General features: G+C 36.4%; 19 protein-coding genes. 6 read left to right on the top strand and 13 right to left on the bottom strand.

What is annotated here, in order from left to right:
* Positions 1-15: 15 nt before the first annotated feature.
* From ACTG7X_RS06590 to ACTG7X_RS06545, 10 genes are all read right to left on the bottom strand, one after another.
* Positions 16-960 (bottom strand): 2-hydroxyacid dehydrogenase, encoded by a 945-nt coding sequence (locus ACTG7X_RS06590; RefSeq protein ID WP_439257728.1) that lies wholly within the window; start codon positions 958-960, stop codon positions 16-18.
* 11 nt (positions 961-971) lie between these two features.
* Positions 972-1,877 carry a sugar phosphate isomerase/epimerase family protein gene (locus tag ACTG7X_RS06585; RefSeq protein WP_439257727.1) on the bottom strand — a complete coding sequence of 302 codons (906 nt, stop codon included), beginning with the start codon at positions 1,875-1,877 and terminating at the stop codon, positions 972-974.
* Between the two features lie 9 nt (positions 1,878-1,886).
* The gene (locus ACTG7X_RS06580; RefSeq protein WP_439257726.1) at positions 1,887-3,179 is read right to left on the bottom strand and encodes an MFS transporter; all 1,293 of its coding nucleotides are present in this window, start codon (positions 3,177-3,179) and stop codon (positions 1,887-1,889) included.
* An 18-nt stretch (positions 3,180-3,197) separates the two neighbouring features.
* The gene (locus ACTG7X_RS06575; RefSeq protein ID WP_439257725.1) at positions 3,198-4,037 is read right to left on the bottom strand and encodes a sugar phosphate isomerase/epimerase family protein; all 840 of its coding nucleotides are present in this window, start codon (positions 4,035-4,037) and stop codon (positions 3,198-3,200) included.
* A gap of 12 nt (positions 4,038-4,049) precedes the next feature.
* Positions 4,050-4,970, bottom strand: coding sequence for an amidohydrolase family protein (locus ACTG7X_RS06570; protein ID WP_439257724.1), 921 nt, complete (start codon positions 4,968-4,970; stop codon positions 4,050-4,052).
* 10 nt (positions 4,971-4,980) lie between these two features.
* Positions 4,981-6,249, bottom strand: a complete 1,269-nt coding sequence (locus tag ACTG7X_RS06565) for an MFS transporter (RefSeq protein ID WP_439257723.1) — start codon at positions 6,247-6,249, stop codon at positions 4,981-4,983.
* A 67-nt stretch (positions 6,250-6,316) separates the two neighbouring features.
* Positions 6,317-6,943: a dihydroxyacetone kinase subunit DhaL gene (gene dhaL / locus ACTG7X_RS06560; protein ID WP_439257722.1), complete on the bottom strand. Its 627-nt coding sequence runs from the start codon at positions 6,941-6,943 to the stop codon at positions 6,317-6,319.
* A 1-nt stretch (position 6,944) separates the two neighbouring features.
* Entirely contained in the window at positions 6,945-7,949 is a 1,005-nt protein-coding gene (locus tag ACTG7X_RS06555) for a dihydroxyacetone kinase subunit DhaK (protein WP_439257721.1), read from the bottom strand.
* A 16-nt stretch (positions 7,950-7,965) separates the two neighbouring features.
* Positions 7,966-8,982 carry a 4-hydroxythreonine-4-phosphate dehydrogenase PdxA gene (locus ACTG7X_RS06550; RefSeq protein WP_439257720.1) on the bottom strand — a complete coding sequence of 339 codons (1,017 nt, stop codon included), beginning with the start codon at positions 8,980-8,982 and terminating at the stop codon, positions 7,966-7,968.
* A gap of 258 nt (positions 8,983-9,240) precedes the next feature.
* Positions 9,241-9,999: a DeoR/GlpR family DNA-binding transcription regulator gene (locus ACTG7X_RS06545; protein ID WP_439257719.1), complete on the bottom strand. Its 759-nt coding sequence runs from the start codon at positions 9,997-9,999 to the stop codon at positions 9,241-9,243.
* Between the two features lie 243 nt (positions 10,000-10,242).
* Here ACTG7X_RS06545 and pdxA point away from each other — a divergent pair, with 243 nt between their 5' ends.
* The 6 genes from pdxA to ACTG7X_RS06515 all read left to right on the top strand — a co-directional run bounded on the left by pdxA (position 10,243) and on the right by ACTG7X_RS06515 (position 16,791).
* The gene (pdxA, locus tag ACTG7X_RS06540; protein WP_439257718.1) at positions 10,243-11,265 is read left to right on the top strand and encodes a 4-hydroxythreonine-4-phosphate dehydrogenase PdxA; all 1,023 of its coding nucleotides are present in this window, start codon (positions 10,243-10,245) and stop codon (positions 11,263-11,265) included.
* Positions 11,266-11,282: 17 nt separating this feature from the next.
* Positions 11,283-12,632 carry a four-carbon acid sugar kinase family protein gene (locus ACTG7X_RS06535; protein WP_439257717.1) on the top strand — a complete coding sequence of 450 codons (1,350 nt, stop codon included), beginning with the start codon at positions 11,283-11,285 and terminating at the stop codon, positions 12,630-12,632.
* A gap of 84 nt (positions 12,633-12,716) precedes the next feature.
* Positions 12,717-13,742, top strand: coding sequence for a 2-keto-3-deoxygluconate permease (locus ACTG7X_RS06530; protein ID WP_439257716.1), 1,026 nt, complete (start codon positions 12,717-12,719; stop codon positions 13,740-13,742).
* A 207-nt stretch (positions 13,743-13,949) separates the two neighbouring features.
* Positions 13,950-14,948 (top strand): TRAP transporter substrate-binding protein, encoded by a 999-nt coding sequence (locus ACTG7X_RS06525; protein ID WP_439257715.1) that lies wholly within the window; start codon positions 13,950-13,952, stop codon positions 14,946-14,948.
* A 20-nt stretch (positions 14,949-14,968) separates the two neighbouring features.
* Positions 14,969-15,514: a TRAP transporter small permease gene (locus ACTG7X_RS06520; RefSeq protein WP_439257714.1), complete on the top strand. Its 546-nt coding sequence runs from the start codon at positions 14,969-14,971 to the stop codon at positions 15,512-15,514.
* On the top strand, positions 15,511-16,791 hold the full coding sequence (locus ACTG7X_RS06515; protein ID WP_439257713.1) for a TRAP transporter large permease: 1,281 nt from the start codon (positions 15,511-15,513) through the stop codon (positions 16,789-16,791). The genes ACTG7X_RS06520 and ACTG7X_RS06515 overlap by 4 nt, the downstream gene beginning before the upstream one ends.
* 42 nt (positions 16,792-16,833) lie before the next feature.
* On the opposite strand, the gene ACTG7X_RS06510 is transcribed toward ACTG7X_RS06515, so the two are convergent.
* From ACTG7X_RS06510 to queC, 3 genes are read right to left on the bottom strand one after another with little or no spacing between them, the layout of a single operon-like run.
* Entirely contained in the window at positions 16,834-17,466 is a 633-nt protein-coding gene (locus tag ACTG7X_RS06510) for a 7-carboxy-7-deazaguanine synthase QueE (protein WP_439257712.1), read from the bottom strand.
* A 5-nt stretch (positions 17,467-17,471) separates the two neighbouring features.
* The gene (gene queD / locus ACTG7X_RS06505; protein WP_439257711.1) at positions 17,472-17,891 is read right to left on the bottom strand and encodes a 6-carboxytetrahydropterin synthase QueD; all 420 of its coding nucleotides are present in this window, start codon (positions 17,889-17,891) and stop codon (positions 17,472-17,474) included.
* The gene (queC, locus tag ACTG7X_RS06500; protein ID WP_439257710.1) at positions 17,884-18,573 is read right to left on the bottom strand and encodes a 7-cyano-7-deazaguanine synthase QueC; all 690 of its coding nucleotides are present in this window, start codon (positions 18,571-18,573) and stop codon (positions 17,884-17,886) included. The genes queD and queC overlap by 8 nt, the downstream gene beginning before the upstream one ends.
* Position 18,574 lies beyond the last annotated feature (1 nt).

Genomic DNA, 18,574 nt, shown 5'->3' with positions numbered 1-18,574 from the left:
AATTATGTATATGATTTATATTGCTAATTCTGGAATAGGTGTTATTAGTCCTTTTCCAGACAAGAAAGAATTAATATTTTTTACTACTAGGGTACTCATTTCTTTTCGAGTAGCATAAGTAGCGCTTCCTAAATGTGGACTAAGAACAACATTATCCTTATAGAGTAAATCTTTAGGAATATCAGGTTCATTTTCAAAGACATCTAGACCAGCTCCAGCAATTTCATTATTATTAATCGCATTAACTAAATCTTTTTCATTGACAACACCCCCCCTAGCAATATTAATCAAAATACCTTGCTTTCCTAGTGCGTGTAAGATTTGTCTATTAATTAAATGATTAGTACTCTTTCCGCCAGTTAAACAGACTATAAGGAATTCATTATCTTTTGCTAGTTCAGCGAGATCAGAATAGTATTTGAAAGAAATATTGGATATGGGGCTACGATCAAAATAGGAAATTTGCATATTAAAAGCCTCAGCTCTTTTAGCGACAGCTTGACCTACTCGACCAAATCCTGCTATGCCAAGTTTCCCTCCAGAAACTTTGGTTGTTAAAGGATAGCTAGTTTTTCCCCAATATCCTTGCTCAATAAAACGTTGAGCACCAATGATTTTTCTTGATGTAGCTAATAACAGAGCCATGCCTAAATCTGCCACATCATCAGTTAATACATTGGGGGTATGACTGACGTTTATATTTTTTTGTTTAGCTGTTTCAATATCAACACCATCATAACCAACCCCAAATACTGATATGAGTTTTAAATTTGGGAGCTTTTCCATGAGTGAAGCCGTAACCTTAGATTCACCACTTGCCAAAATAATTTCTATTTCATTTGAAATTTTATTGAACTCTAGTTCACTTATGTCTGTATAAGAATATATGTTATAATCATGAACTAGCATTTCAACAACCATATCAGGTACTTTTTCTACTCTTAAAATAGATTTTTTCATAATAACCTCATTTACAATACTTCAAGTTCTATAAATATGTTTTTCAAAAATTTTCTACATTCCAATTCATTTTTCCATAGGTCATCATTTTCATTTCCCCTAACTTCTACAGCAACGGACAATTCATCAAATCTATTTGGTATATTCAATTCTCTTGCCGTTTTTAAAATAGATATAGCTGATTTATGATCTAAGAAACCAGGTTTTCCTATTTTCATGTGAAAATCGCCATATTTAGGAGAATTAGGATCTAATACTGCATTGGAAAGATGTAATTGAGAAATTAGTGGTGCTGCAGTTATCAACGATTGTGTTAAATCTTCTTGATTTAAACAAACGTGAGCACTATCCCATGCGATATATAGATTAGGACATTCCTTGCGGAAAGATGTAATCCAATCCACAGTATCGTTGGTTAATCCAATGAGTTGTTTTTTGTGTGCAAAGCAATCCAAGGGTTCAATTTGTAAAATAAGTCCATTGTATTGTGTCAATTCTTGACTTAGCTCAATCAAAGACTCAGACAAGTATTTCTTTGCTTCATTTTGTAGATGACTTTCTGGTTTAGGTCCACTGACCAAAGAAAGTTTAGTAGTGCCTTGTGTTCCTGCAATATGAACTAATTCTTTGGCTCTGGAGACAGATTTTTTTCTTTGCTCTTTATCTAAACTCGCTAAATTTAAGTTATGCTTTAATAATTCAAATGTCATCCATTGGGTAATTTTAAGATGATTATTTTCAGCAATATTTCTTACTTTATTTATAATATCTTTATCAAATAAGATCCCCAATTCAATACATTGATAGAATCCAATATCTGAAATTTTATGTACAATATCTAAGATATTCTTTTCATTTCCCATCATAGGGAAGAATATTTCAGGTATTAAAAGAGATGGGATAATTTTATTAGTCATATAAGTTCCTTATTTTGTCGGAGATAATATAGGTGCTTTATTAAAATTAATACACAATGTACCTAAAATATAAAAACCTGCACAAATACCGAAATAAGTTAGCACACCAGAAAAACTGCCTGTATATTCTAGAATTACTCCGACTAGAATTGGCACTAGAATACCAGCACAACTATTAGCCATATTCATAAATCCACCGACTAATCCCACTCTATCTTTTGGTGCTAATATAGCAGGGAAACTCCAATACAAGCTGCCAAACATCATAAAGAATGCCGCAATTCCTAATAGCCAAACTGCAGAATCTGGATCAGTAATTGATGGCAACATCATAAATACACATAAACCTACAATACCAGAAAGCGATAATAAACTTTTTAATGCAATATTATGGCTAATCCCTTTTTTAACCAAGAAGTCAACAAAGAATCCACTAAATAAGCAACCAGCAGTTCCTAGAATAAAAATAAGGAAAGTAGAATTACCAATAGCTTTTAAATCTAATCCTTGTGCTTGAGCTAAATAATTTGGTCCCCATGTAAGTAAGCCCCAATATACCATTCCCCAAGATGCTCTACCAATCATAATAGCCCACATCATGAACCAAGATATCCCTAATCCTTGAGTTTTGCTTTCAGGTGTATCATTCAAAGAAACGCTATTACCTTGTTCAATATAATCACATTCTGCTTGATTAACTCTACTATGTTGTGATGGTTTATCACGTAAAATGAGCCAAGCGAGAAAACCAAGAGACATTGTAAATATACCGACAATGATGAAAGCGAGTCTCCAAGAATCAAACCAAAGAATTAAATTGGCAACAAGAACGCCTCCTACTGCAACACCTAGTGGACTACCAGAATCCATAATTACGGCTCCCCGTCCTCTTTCTTGGGAAGTTAACCATGTTGAGCTAAGTTTTGCGCCACTTGGAGAAACGGGACTCTCAGCAGCTCCTAAACCTATTCTAGCTAAGATCATATGCATGCCACTGCTAGCAAATCCTATAATAGCTTGGAAGAATCCCCAACCAAGTAATGCCCCTGTAATAACTTTTCTTGGCCCATATTTATCTAATAACCAACCACCCGGAACTTGTAGTAATGCATAAGACCAAAAGAAACTACTTAAAATTAAACCTTGCATAGTAGGAGATAAATTAAATTCTTCTTTAATATAAGGCATACCAATAGATAATGTGATTCTATCCATTAAATTTACAGCTAATAAGAAAAACATTACTGTAAAAATAACCCATCTAAATGCTGTTGGTTTTTGTTGATAACTTGTGCTTTTCATAGTGACACCTCGTCAAAATTAAATCAAATGTTGTTGAATATATTGTCTAGATGATAATAAAGTGTTTTCAATTATATTTAGGTCTATAGGTTCCTCTTGTCTAATTGGAGTAGCATCGGCTTTTCTGTACATTCTTAATGGGATCTCAATACCACATGGAATATCTTGTTTGATTAATTGAGGTATAATTTTGTCATAACTAATTAATCCTTCTCCAGTAATAGCCGGAAAATGAAATTGATCATTGATTACCTTTACATCTTTTAAATGGAAATGTTTTGAGTGTTCTATTGCGGATATAGATTGTGTTATTACGTCAAGACTTTTATCATAAGTAACCATATTACCAGCATCAAAATTAATAGAATAATGTTCATCATCTAATTGCTGTAAAATGTCTAGACCATCCTCAAGGGTGATAAAAGCATTAAAGTTTTTATCTCCGCCATTTTCTAGGCACAAAATACATCCTGTTTCAGACAATATTGGTTGAATAGATTTTAGATTTTTAATCAATTCAGCTTTATTTTCTGCCTTACAAGTACAAACGTTCAGAAATTTTGCACCGATAGCGTGTGCAAAATAAATTCGTGGTGAAAAAATTTCATAGAAATTTTCTACACTTAAATCCATTGTACAGCCTAAAGCATAAGTATCTAGTTGATATTTATTTTTTAATTGATTAATTTCATCGGCATGTTGTTGAGAAAAAAGTTGTTGGGTTAAATTACCAACATAGCCTTGATTATATGCTAATTCAAAGAAATTAAAACCGCACTTCTTAATTGAGGAAAGGGTTGTTTCTATGTCATATCCATCATATATGGAGGTATTTACAGATAATTTAAGAGAGCTCATATATATTCCTTTTCAGAGATTAATCTTGTAATATTTTTTCGCATTAGCAAAAAATAGTTGATATTGTTGATCATCACTATAATGCTTTACCGTTTCCTTGAATCCAGTAAAAATAGTGTCTAAATCACCACATAAACTATCAACAGGGAAATTACTGGCAAACATAGTTCGTTCTACACCAAAGATATTGATGGTTTCTTGAATAATCCAATGATTATCTTCAATATTCCAAGGTTTATTCGGTAATCCAATACCTGAAATTTTCACGACAATATTTGGAATATCAGCCAAAAGTGACATCGCTTTATGCCAAGATTGTAATCCTTCTTTTGAACGATCAGATGGCAAACCTGTGTGGTTTAGAATGATAAGCGTATCAGGGAAATCAATAGCCAATTCCTTTGCTTCGTGTAAATTCCACCAAGGTGTTTGTAAATCAAAATTGAGATTAAATTTGGACAATAATTCATAACCTTGCCGCCATTTATCGTCACTCATTAACGTTTTCACACCAGATAATGCTTCTTGTGGCGTTAAAGCTCCTGCAGGTTTATGTCTGACACTTCTCACTAAAGGATATTGGGATTGAGCCTTTAATACATCTTCAATATCATCATGATGTAACCACGCCTGAGCAACCACTGCATTGGGCATATTAAATTTATCTGCAATCGTATGGATATAGCTCGTTTCACCTAAAGGATCTTTAGGATCCCATTCTGCATCAATATAAACAGTGGCGACGACATTATGCTTCGATGTTGCATCTTTTAAATAATCAGGTGGTAAATATTCTTTTTTAATCGCCGTATAATCTCCGTATCGAAAAGGGATTAATACATCTGGTTCTAACCATGGATGCAGGTTAATTTGTGGTTGCCAAAAATGTTGATGAGCATCGATCATTGGACCATCATATAATTTAGTTTCCATAATATTTACCTTATTTATCTTGTTTACTGAGTTTTATACTTAATGTGCCTAGAATATAAATGACAGAGCATCCTGAGAAAAATAGCAATACGTTATCGTAATTTTGAGATTGCCCTAAGATCACACCGACTAAAATAGGTACAACAATTCCTCCGATACTTCCTGCCATGTTCATAATTCCGCCAACAGTCCCTACCTTGTCTTTCGGGGCTAACAATGCTGGGAAACTCCAATATAAACTTCCCCACATCAGGAAAAAGGCTGCAACAGAAAGGGTTGCAATAGCGACAATAGGATCATTCATACTTGGTAATAATGAAAATGCAATGAGTGTACTGATTCCTGAAATTGTCAAAACACTTTTTAATGCGAAACGTTGAGAGATTCCTTTTTTCACTAGATTATCTGAAATAAAACCGCCACATAATGAGCCTAATGTTCCACATAAAAAGATAATAAATGTAGCATTGCCAATGCCTTTAATATCAAATCCACGAGCTTGTGCTAAATAACTTGGTCCCCAAGTAAGCAAACCAAAGAACATCATTGCCCAAGCTGCACGACCAAAGAGAATAGAAATAAGAGAAAAATAATCAAATCCAATTTTTGTTGAACTGGATGAAACATCTAAAGAAATTTGATCTTTAGAATGTGTAGCATCAATTAATTTAAGTTCTTCGGCATTAACAGATTGATGTTCATGCGGTGTATCTCGCAGAAATTTCCATGAAACGAAACCGAGTAAAATAGTAGCGATGCCTGCGATAGCAAATACAATTCGCCATGAACCAATGCTTGCAATCATGTAAGCAATAATAATGCCACCTAATGCTGCACCTAGTGGGCCACCACAATCCATAATAACTGCACCACGCCCACGTTCTTGTGGTGATAACCAAGTTGCATTTAATTTTGCACCTGATGGGAATAATGGTGCTTCAGAGGCTCCAAGCATAAAACGAGTTAAAAGCAAGGATAGACCGCCAGTAGAAAGTGCGGCGACAGCTTGGAAAATTCCCCATAACACAGTTGAGCCCGTAATCATTTTACGAGGGCCATATTTATCAATGAGTAATCCACCGGGAATTTGCAAGAGTGCGTATGCCCAGAAAAAACTACTCAAAATAACACCTTGTAATTCAGGCGATAGATCAAATTCTTGTGCAATGGTTGGCATTGCAATGGAAAGAGAAATTCGATCAATTAAGTTGACAACACCCAGTAGAAAAATAATACCGAATACAAACCAACGGATATTTGATGCTTTTTGTTGAGTCATAACGTCTCCTTTTGTTGAAAGGCATAAGTTGATGTGTATCAGCCTTATGCCTTTCTGTTATACAGAACTAATGAGTGACAAATTCAGCCATATATTTAAGGATTAAGGACATGGATACCGCACCTGGATCAACATAACCCAAAGAACGTTCGCCTAAACTTTTTGCCCGACCAAATACAGCAACTTGGTTACGAGTACTTTCTGCTCCTTCTTCAGCAGCTTTGGTAATGCTTAATAAGGCATTTTCCAAACTCTCATTTTGTACTAATAGCGATTGTTTTTCTGCGGCGACTAAGGCATCCATCATTGTTTTATCACCAGGTTTTGCACCGCCACGAGCAAATACGCCAGCAGATCCAGCGACTAAAAATTGTGATAACACAGCTGCATTGAATGTGTCTTGTCCTGCGATGGCTTTACCTCCAGCACGGAACAATGTACCAAAGATGGCACCAGATGCACCGCCCATGCTAGACATCATTTTTGTCCCAGCGGTTAAGAACAATTCACCTACGTCTTTTGGTTGATAAGTTTCACCTTTCAGTAAATCTCGTACTGCAGCAAACCCCCGTTGCATCCCTAATCCATGATCACCGTCACCGATTTTTAGATCTAATTCGGTCAACATAGGCTCGCTATCAACCATTTTTTCTGCGGTATATAACAATAATGCTTTTGTTTCTGTTACATTCATTTTATTTTCTCCATACAAAGCTATCACAATTCATATCGTAGAGTTTTTGCAATTCATCATCTAAACGGAAAATAGTGACGGAATAGCCAGCCATTTCCTGCGAGGTGCAATAACTGCCGATTAATGTGTCGTAAATTTGAATATTACGTTTGGCGAGTTCTTGATGTACTTTTCGGTTGGCAATTAAAAGTTCGGTGTAGGTTGATGCCCCTAAGTTATTGATAGTGACACAAACCCGATCGCCAGCTTTTAATTCAATATCTTCACAGAGTCGATTAACAATTTCTTCGTTAATTTCATCCGCACTTGACATTTTTTGGCGTCTAACCCCAGGTTCGCCATGAATACCCATGCCAAGTTCTAACTCATCATCAGCGAGTTCAAAATTGAATTTACCTGTTTGAGGAATAGAGCAAGCACCTAATGCGACACCCATAGTACGAGTATTAAAATTGGCTTTTGCAGTGACTGTATGTACGGCATCTAAGTCATAGCCTGACTCAACTGCCGCCCCTGCAATTTTAAGTACATACATATCGCCAGCTACGCCTCGACGATCACTCATTTTTGAGAGTGGAGCAGCTGAAATATCGTCAGTGACTCGTACTGTTTTTACGTGAATACCTTCTTCTTCAAGAAGTTCTGCAGCAATATCAAAGTTCATATTGTCGCCAGCATAATTTCCGTAAACAAACAATACGCCTTGATTTTTATGTGATGCTTTAGTCGTTTCAATAATAATATCAGGTGAAGGTGAGGCAAAAACTTCGCCGAGAGCAGCAGCATCAGCGAGTCCTTTACCCACATAACCTGCAAACATCGGTTCGTGACCACTGCCACCACCCGTTATGACAACTACCTGATTTTCACCAATATCCTTACGATAAACGCCACTGTATCCTTCAACTTTAATTAAGTTTCCATGGCAAGCATATAATAGCCCTTCAAGTTGTTCAGCTGGCACATCATTTGGATTATTCAATAATTTTTTAGGTGTTCTACTCATCATCTACCTCTCTTTTTTACTTCGTATTTAACACACCAGTTCCCATGCGAACGGCAATATTAAATGCTTCTTCAAATGCACTTGGAATAGCCACATTTTTACCGTATAAATCATAAGCTGTTCCATGGTTTGCTGTGGTAATTGGAATTGGGATTCCCCCTTGAACCGTTACGCCTCGTTCAAACCCTAATAATTTTAATGCGGTTGAAAATTGATCATGATACATTGATACCACACCATCAATTTTTAAACGTTGGACTTCTCGCATGGTTGTATCCCCAGGGAATGGACCATAGAGATCAAAACCATACTCTTGACGTGCTTTTTCGACAGCTGGTTTGATAATTTTAATTTCTTCATCGCCAAATACACCACCTTCACCACCATGTGGATTTAATGCTTGTACGGCAATTTTAGGATTTTCCACGCCTGCTTGTGTGAGTGATTTATGTAATAAACAAATACAATCAACAACGCTTTCAACAGAAAGATTTGGCACAATATCTTTAAATGGAATATGCGAAGTCACACGGCTTGCCCAAATTCCATCCACGACATTGAGTTCACAAACGAAATCATGAAAATTTGTTTGGTCAGCGAACCAATGTAATTCATCTCGGTATTTTAATCCGCCTAAATGCATGGCTTGCTTATTCAGTGGTGCAAAGCAGATGGATTGCACATAACCAGCTTGTGCAAAAGTAACGGCTTTTTTAAGTGTTTCTAAAATATACACACCACTTTGTTCGGTTGCTTTACCATACTCAAAAGGGGCTGGGTGAGAGCATTTATGATGAATCAATGCAGGTTTACCGAGTTTAAATGAATAAGAAGGCAATTCTTGTTCTGAAATTTCATCATAGTCAAAACTCACTTGAGCAATGCTCAAACCTTTTTGTAATTCATCTCTATCAGCGATTAATAAAATATTGGCTTTTTCTCTTTGTGCTGTTTGGGTGAGCAATTTAGCAACCAGTTCAGGCCCTACGCCTGCTGGATCGCCTAATACCATCGCAACGGTTGGTTTTTGCATAATTACATCCTCATGAATTGTTTCAATAAACGAAAGTGATAATATTATTTAAATATATAACAAAAGAACAATATGTGAACTTTTGATGTTTGTATTCTACAAAAAAAGATTAAGTTATACTGTGATCTACGTCACAAATATGAAAAAAAAGATAAAAAAATGCTAGAAATTGGTTTATTTGGAGTAAAAAGTGGAGTGCTTTTGTTCACCCTTGTATATTAAATATACGTTAAGGGTGAATTAATTTAGATAGAAAACTTAATCAACGATATCGATCAATACTCGATTTTCTAACTGGGTAAGGTATTCAGGATTTATGCTACGATCTGTGATAATTCGGTTTATTTCTTCAATTTTTGCTGACACTAAAACGTATCCTGTGCCGAATTTATTGCCACAAGCTAAGACATAAACCTGTGATGAAGATTCAAAAATCAACTTTTTGAATTGCATTTGGGCATTGCCGATAGAGGTAACGCCCATATTTGGGTCGATCCCATGTACACCAATAAAGGCTTTGGTGGCTTTAAAACTTTTTAACATCTGGCAGGCAAAATTATCCGTACAAGCTGGGGGATTATTGGTGATTATTCCCCCCATCATAAACACATCAATAGAAGGACATTCAGATAGCTCAGCGGCGATGACAAGGGAATTAGTAATAACAATTAAATATTTATGATTATGCTGTTTGAGCACTTTGGCTAGATAATAACTATTTGAAGAGTCATCTAATATAATCGTATCTCTTTCTTCAATATATTGGTAGGCTTGCTCGGCTATTTTTAGTTTACTTTCTTGATCTTTGAGAATATTCCCTGCAGGAATTGCAATCGAAATCGTGTTTTTAACTTTATGGATCTCGCCATGTGTTCTGACAAGTAAGCCTTGTTTTTCTAATTCTCGAACAATATTGCGAATAGTCACGCTAGAGCAATTTAACAGTTTGCTTAGTTCTTGATTATTCAGACTACCTTTTTGTTCCAGCAGCTCCAAAATGACATTTTTACGATCCATATGTTTCCTTCGTGTTATTTAGTTTATGTCATTTTCTATTTTTTTCGTACAAAAATCAAAGAAATTATTTATTAATGGCTGTTTTTTGTTCGAATATGGATTTTTTTCGTGATCTAGATCGCATATTTGATATTTCATGCTTGAAGAATAGTTTATTCCCGATAATATTTAATTATCGTTTGGTTAAAAACGAAACGAAACGAAAGTTAAATAAAAATGAGAATGAAGTAAAAAGAGGATTTTATGATGACGATTCAAACTAAAAAACCAATTATTGCATTGACCTTAGGTGATCCAGCAGGGATTGGCCCTGAAATCGTGATAGATACGATGTTGAACGAGGAGATTTACCATATTTGCCAACCATTTGTAATTGGTAGTGTGGCGATTTTAAAAAGAGCGGCTGAGATAAGAGGCGTGAGTCCCCAATTTAGAAAAATTAATGATCCCGAAGAAGCCTTATATCAACTCGGTACGATTGATGTATTGGAAACGAGAGATTATGACACTGATTCAATTAAATGGGGCGAAGTTCAGGCTTTAGCTGGGCAAATGTCTTATGATTGGGTGATGAAATCTATTGAGCTTGGTTTGGCTAAGAAAATTGATGCTGTATCAACCGCACCTATCCACAAAAGAGCCATTAAATTGGTTGGTGTAAAAGAACCTGGTCATACTGAAATTTATCAAAACGAAACCCATTCTGATTATGGATTAACCATGTTTAATTGCCATAAGTTAAGAGTGTTCTTTGTGAGTCGTCATATGTCAGTGGTAGATGCTTGCCGATATGCGAATAAACAAAATGTATTGGATTGCGTGATTCAAATTGACAAAGAGTTACGAAATATTGGCATTGAAAATCCATTAATTGCCGTTGCTGCGTTAAATCCACATGGTGGAGATAATGGTTTATTTGGACGTGAAGAAATTGATCATTTAATTCCTGCGGTGGAAGAGGCGAAAGCCATGGGAATTAATGCAACAGGGCCAGTTCCAGCTGACTCAGTATTCCATATTGGTAAATCAGGAAAATACGATGCGATTCTGTCGCTTTATCACGACCAAGGGCATATTGCTTGTAAAACCCTTGATTTTGAGAAATCGGTCACGATTACTTTCGGCTTACCATTTATGCGTAGTTCAGTGGATCATGGCACTGCTTTTGATATTGCAGGCAAAAATCTTGCGAATGGTATCAGCATGATTGAATCAACCAAAGTGCTTGCAGAGTACACCACAAAATATATTGGTTCTAAACATTAAGTATTGGGAGGTGGCTTATGCCTATTATCGGTGTTGTTGCAGATGATCTTACTGGTGCTACGACGACAGGCGTGTTACTCGCTCGTTCTGGCTCTAAGACAACCGTATTCTTTAATACGGAGGCTGCAAAAAAATTAAATGCAGAGAATCAGTCTGAGTCTTTGCTGATCAGTACAAGTAGCCGACCTTTATATAGAGAAGAAGCCTATTATCATGTTAGACATGCCACATCTGTATTAAAAGAGATGGGCGTTCAATATTTCACTAAGCGTATTGATACAACATTACGAGGTGGGATTGGCACAGAAATTGATGCCATGTTGGATCAATTGGAGTCTAATACGATTGCGATTGTTGTCCCTGCAATGCCACAATCTAAACGCATCGTGGTGGGAGGGTATTCTGTGATTGATGGTGTTGCACTCACTAAAACACCTGTAGCACAAGATGTCCGAACCCCAGTAAAAGAAAGTTATATTCCAGAATTGTTGAAAACACAAACGCATCGTCAAGTGGGATTAGTTGAGCTTCATTCTGTTTTACAAGGAGTTGAGTCAATCAAACAGCGTATTGAAGAACAAATTTCTGCAGGTAATCAAATTATTATTGTGGATGCGATTACACTAGAAGATGTTGCTAACATTGCTCAGGCTTGTCTGTTATTAGATAAATATCATATTTTAGCCGTTGATCCAGGTCCATTTACTGCAGCATTGGGCTTTTACCGTGGCATTATTCATAAAGAACAAGCGAATATTCCTAAAATTTCTTCTCATCAAGAACAAAAGACGGCTTTTGTGATTGCAGGTAGTGCAACGCCTGTTACTAAACGACAAATGGAAGTACTTTGTCAGGATAAACGCCATGAATGTATTAGCGTAGATCCCCTATTACTTATTGAAGGTGGTGAAATGGCCGATAAGGAGGCAAAAAGAGTGGTCAATCAAGTGAAGAAATTTATGCAACGCAAGGAACGTCCAAGAGCTATTTTGTTGGAAACGGCACTACATGGTCCTTTGCTTAATTTGGAAGAACAAGACAAATTGCATGGTTTTATTCACGGTGAAAGTGCGGAGAGAATTAATGCAGGTTTGGGCATGATTGTTTCTGATATTTTCGAGCAAATTGGGGTGGATAATGTGGCTGGCATATATGCTACGGGTGGTGACACTATGGTAAATGTATGTAATCAATTGGGCGTAGCAGCAATAGATGTGATTGATTACGTTATTCCGCAAGCGGATGTTGGCAGATTAGTGGGTAACTATACTGGCGTACCTATTATTGGTAAAGGAGGTTTAACTGGAGATGATCAAACAGCATGTAAAATAGTTGATCGATTATTTTTAGAAGCTTACCGAGAATGATGAATATGACGATCAAAATAAACGATGTATAGAGAATAGCAGTTATTCTCTGTATTCAATCAATTCACAAATGAGGTAAATATTATGCCTATGTTTAAACGAAATGAAGAAGGTCACATAGATCTTGGTTTAATGAATAAAATGATGAAAATCCCCGGTGGATTGGTCATTATTCCTTTATTATTAGCTGTTGCAGTGAAAACGTTTTTTCCTGAATTTTTTGAAATTGGCGGATTCACCACTGGGTTATTTAAGAATGGTCAACCCGCAATGATGGGGCTATTCCTGATTCTTTGTGGTTCAACGATTAATGTACGTCAAGTTGGTATGCCTTTGTATAAAGGAGTGGTATTAACATCAATCAAATTCTTTTTAGGATTGGGCGTTGGATTGGCTGTTGGCTATTTATTAGGCCCAGATGGCATTTGGGGTATTACACCTGTCGTCCTAATTGCGGCTTTAACCAATTCCAATGGTTCATTATATATTTCGCTTTCTTCACAATTTGGTAATGCAACAGATTCTGGAGCAATATCTATTCTATCGCTCAATGATGGACCATTTTTTACACTTGTTGCACTAGGTGCAAGCGGACTCGCTAATATTCCATTTATGGCGTTAGTTGCTACCATTATTCCATTGTTAGTTGGATTTATTTGGGGGAATTTAGACAGTACGTTCAGACAGCTCTGTCAAAAAGCCACGCCGATAGTCACTTTTATTATGACGATTGCCATTGGTTCAAGCACTAATATAGATACGATCTTATTAGCTGGTGCATCGGGTATTGTATTGGGATTAATTTCAACAGTAACTGCGGTGATTCTTTTCTATATTTTTAATATCTTATTACCGAAAAAAGAACGCAATGCAATGGGGGCTGCAGTTGGTACAACCGCTTTAAATTCTGCCATGACTCCAGCGGCTGTGGCAGATGCAGATCCGACTTTTAGTCCTTATGTTCCATTAGCCACCGCACAATGTGCAACAGCTTCAATTATTACATTATTCCTTGTTCCATTTATTGTCGCATTTTTTGATAGACAAATGCGTAAGAAAAAATTGGGAATTTACTCTGAAGAAGGTTGGGCTGGTCAGCAGGTTGCTTAATAAGATATATTTACATACCATTACACGAAATGGGGCATACATGGCATGATGCCCCTTATTTATATATAAAAAACACTTATTATAAAAATAAATGTGACTAAGATCACATTTTTGAAAAAATTATATTGAACATATGTTTTTCTGTTGTTATTTTGATCTTCAAGATTCTTACCTTACTCACTTCCATATAACAAGGAGATTTGACATATGAAAATATTTTCAAGCAAAACTGCGGTTATTTTTACCGCACTTTCTTTATCTTTAGGCATTTCTTCATTTGCGAAAGCAAAAGACCTGATTATTTCGACGACGGCTAGTTTAGGTTCCTTGCAATATGACACAACAAAACATTTTGTGGATGAAGGCAATAAAAAACTAGCAGAGAAAGACCTAGACTATACATTAAAATTTTTTGGTGCAGGTCAATTAGGTTCGGATAAAGATACGCAACAAAAGTTGAAGATAGGAACTATTGATATAGCCTTGTTATCTTCAACACTCTCAACAAACATTCCTGAAATGGCTATTTTTGAGTTACCTTTCTTAATTACGGAAAGATCCCACCTTAATCGTATTGAAACTGAAGTTTTTTATCCTTTAATAGAGCCTGAAATAGAGAAAAAAGGCTATAAAGTTATTGGATTATGGGAAAATGGCTTTCGTAGTATAACAAATAATACTCGTCCTATTTATAAACCTGAGGATTTAAAAGGACTGAAAATTCGAACGCCTAGCAGTTCATGGAGATTGAATATGTTCAAACAATGGGGAGCTAATCCGACACCAATTCCTTTTGGAGATGTGTTTATTGGGCTTAGAACTGGCGTCATTGATGGCCAAGAAAATCCACTCACAAATATTTATGCAGCAAAATTACAAGAAGTACAAAAATATTTAACTATTACAAATCATGTATATTCTCCTGCGTTTTTGACCGTTGGCGTTAAATCGTATAAGAAATTACCTGATGAAGTTAAGCGTATTATTGAAGAGCAGGCAAAACAATCGCAAGAGTGGAGTTATCAAGAAGCAACAAGGTTAGATAAAGAACTAGAAACAAAGCTCATTGAGGCTGGCATGCAAGTAAATGTGGCAGATATCCCTGCCTTTGTAGAAGCGAGCAAGCCTATTTATGATGATTTTATTTCTAATGTTCCTAATGGTAAGATTTTATTAGAAAAAACACAGCAAGCCATTAAACCATAATATGAATGGAGAACCTGTTTATGAAAAGGTTATTTCTCATAGTTAAAAATATCCTGACCATTATTGCATCGACTATTCTGAGTATTTTAACTGTAATTATTATTATCTCTATATTTTCTCGATTTATGGGGATATCGTTACATTGGTATGATGAGGTTTCTGCCATTTTGTTAGCGTGGTTAACTTTTTATGGTGCTGCATTATGTGCATTAAATCGTAGTCATATGGGATTTGGTAATTTAGTCGCAAAAATGCCATTGATGTGGAAAAAACTAGCTTTCATTGTTAGTGAAACATTGATTATTGCCTTTTTTACTATATTAGCTTGGGCTGGTTTTTATCTATTAAGTGTTTTTGGGGATGAAACTCTAACTAGTTTAGACTTTATACCATTAGCCGTAGCTCAATCAGCATTACCTATAGGCTGCATATTGTTTATTTTGGCAGAGATACTCTCTATGAGTAATGCTTGGAAAAGCTTATTACAAGGTAAGACCATGGATGATGAAGAAATAGAGCAAGCTATTCGTAACAATATGCAAACAGCATCGGGGGAAAAACCATGATATCTTTCTTAGTATTATTAGGCTTAGTTCTACTAGTGATGATTAATGTTCCCATTGCCGTGGCTATTGGTGTCGTATCCTTGTTAGGTATGTGGGCTACTAGTAGTTTTGATTCTGTTTATAATGTAGCATTATCTGTTTTTGATGGTGCATCAAATTTTTCTTTGCTTGCAATTCCACTGTTTGTTTTAGCAGGAGCATTGATGAATAGTGGTGGTATTTCCGTTCGTTTAATAAACTTTGTTAATGCTTTAATTGGTTTTGTTCGTGGTGGATTATCCATGGTTACTGTTGGGGTTTCGATGATCTTTGCTGAAATTTCGGGATCTTCAGTGGCTGATGTGGCCGCACTTGGATCAATTTTAATTCCAGCTATGAAAAAACGAGGATATAAAGGAACGCTTGCAGCAGCAGTAACATCTTCATCTGCATCTTTGGCAGTGATTATTCCACCATCTTTACCGATGATTATTTATGGTGCGATGGCAGATGTTTCCATTTCTAAATTATTTATTGCTGGTTTAGCTGCTGGTGGAATAGCTTCTTTGGGGATGTTTATTCTTTGCTATTACTATGCAGTGAAATATAATTTACCACGAGAAGAGTCTTTTAGTTTACGTAATATATGGAAAACTTTTAAGCAAGCCATTTGGGCATTAACGTTACCAGTTGTTATTTTAGGTAGTATTATTTCTGGCTTTGCAACTGCAACTGAAGCCGCTGGTTTAGCTGTATTGTTGGCATTAATCATAGGGCTTTTTATCTATAAAGAACTTAATTTGTCATCTTTACGTAAAGCTATTGTAGAAAGTGTAAATGGAACAGCTGTCGTCATGTTGTTAGTATCTACTTCCGCTGCTCTGGGACTTTTTCTAACTGAACAGCAGGTTCCGCAACAAATGGCTTCAGCGATATTAAGCGTATCAGATAATAAATATGTAGTATTGATGATGCTAAATATTATGTTATTTATCATTGGTATGTTTTTGCATGGTGCAGCTGCAATTATTTTAGTCGTTCCGATTGTTATGCCATTAATTTCTCAGTTAGGTATAGATCCTATTCAATTTGGTATAATATTGACTTTAAATATTGCAGTTGGTCAACAAACTCCCCCAGTAGCTAGCGTATTAATCACGGCTTCATCTATTGCGAAAAGAGATATTTGGAGTGTCACTAAGGATAATGGATTATTTATAATGGTACTGCTGATTACTTTATTTTCGGTTACTTATATTCCTTCTTTAACAGTTGGAGTGCTTAGCTGGTTAGGTTAATTCAAATTCGGTGGCATAGTATATCATTTACTGTGCCACTTTTTACTCAATCCCAATCAATTTATGCGTCTGAATACTCAACTGCCATTTCGGCTTATTCGGGCGTTGATTGAGCTTGCCTAAAAACGTAATGGTTTCGAGTAAATTCATTTTGCCATCAATTTCGCAAGGGGATAAATAATAATTATCCGCTTGGATTTTGCTTTCAATTAACTGACAGAAATCTTGTACATTGTCGTCCTTTTCATCCACCACAATGCGTACTTCGTGAGCAAATTCAATGCAGCGATTTTGGTATTTTTTCGCATACATGGCTTTCGGACTGGTAGCAATATAGTCAATTTGAGACGGAATTTCTTTTAAGCCATTGGTTTCAATGGCGAGAAAATAACCGTCTGCTTTGAGACGGTCTAATAATAGTGCGATCCCCGCCTGAATTGTGGGTTCGCCACCAGTAATGATAATATTCTTGGCAGAAAATGACCGCACTTTTTGCAAGATTTGGCTTAATGTCCATTGCTCAAATTCATTGTAATTGGTGTCGCACCAAGGGCAAGCCAGATTACATTTGCCAAAACGCACAAAAATACTCGGCATGCCTGTATTGGCCCCTTCCCCTTGTAGGCTTTCAAAGATTTCGACAATGGGAAATTTGGGTTCATTAATTAAATGCACTGCGATTATTCTCGATATTCACAAAATGAAGTCGGCGTTTCCCACAAGCGAATAGCAGAGATTGGCAATTCTGTTTTCAAACGATTAAACATAAAACGTGCCATTTCTTCTGCGGTGGTGCGAACAGGAATACCAAAAGTCTTTGAATTTAACTCATTGAGTAAGTTGGCAATTTTACATTCTCTTTGGCTAGTGGTGTCATAAATAAAGGCATGATCCATGGGATCTAAAATAGCACGTTTGACCACAGTTTTCACATCAGTGAAGTCGATCACCATGCCTTTTTTCGCTCCGTCAGCGACTAAATCACCGCTCACTTCTACCTGTAATTTATAAGTATGCCCATGCAAATTTTGGCACTTACCGTCATGACCGTCCAAAATATGTGCCATATCAAAACTGAATTCTTTTGAAACTTTAAACATTTCTCACCGCACTTTGTTGTTTTAACATTAAATATTCGTTTAGCCCTTTATTGCGTAACAAGCAACTTGGGCATTCTCCGCAACCGCCATCAACACCTAAATAGCACGTGTGGCTATGTTGTTGCACATAATCTAAACAGCCAAGTTCATCTGCCAACTGCCAAGTTTGGGCTTTGGTTAAGTACATCAACGGGGTGATAATACGGAAACGATAATCCATCGCCAAATTTAAGGTGACGTTCATTGATTTAATAAACACATCACGGCAATCAGGGTAGCCACTAAAATCCGTTTCGCATACACCCGTGATAATATCGGTAATCCCTTGCCCTTTGGCATAAATGGCAGCATAGAGTAAAAATAACGCATTGCGACCATCTACCAAGGTATTCGGCACGCCGTTTTCGCCCATTTTAATTTCCGTGTTGCTCATCATCGCATTCGCCGAGAAAATCTGGGTGCTTTCCATATCGATCAGGGTTTGTTTCACCCCAAGATCGTGGCAAATCCATTGGGCTTTATCTAATTCAATGGCGTGACGTTGTCCATATTTAAAGGTAACGGTTTCCACGTTATTTTTGCCATATTGTTGAATCGCTTGAAGTAAGCAGGTGGTGGAATCCTGTCCACCTGAAAAAATCACCACCGCCTTGCGGTCGTGATTCGGATTGAAAAGTTGCATT

It is taken from the genome of Lonepinella sp. BR2271 (genome assembly GCF_051851515.1).
Lineage (GTDB): Bacteria > Pseudomonadota > Gammaproteobacteria > Enterobacterales > Pasteurellaceae > Lonepinella.
Note: the sequence above shows the minus strand (reverse complement) of the source record. Positions and strands in the feature narration are given on the sequence as shown.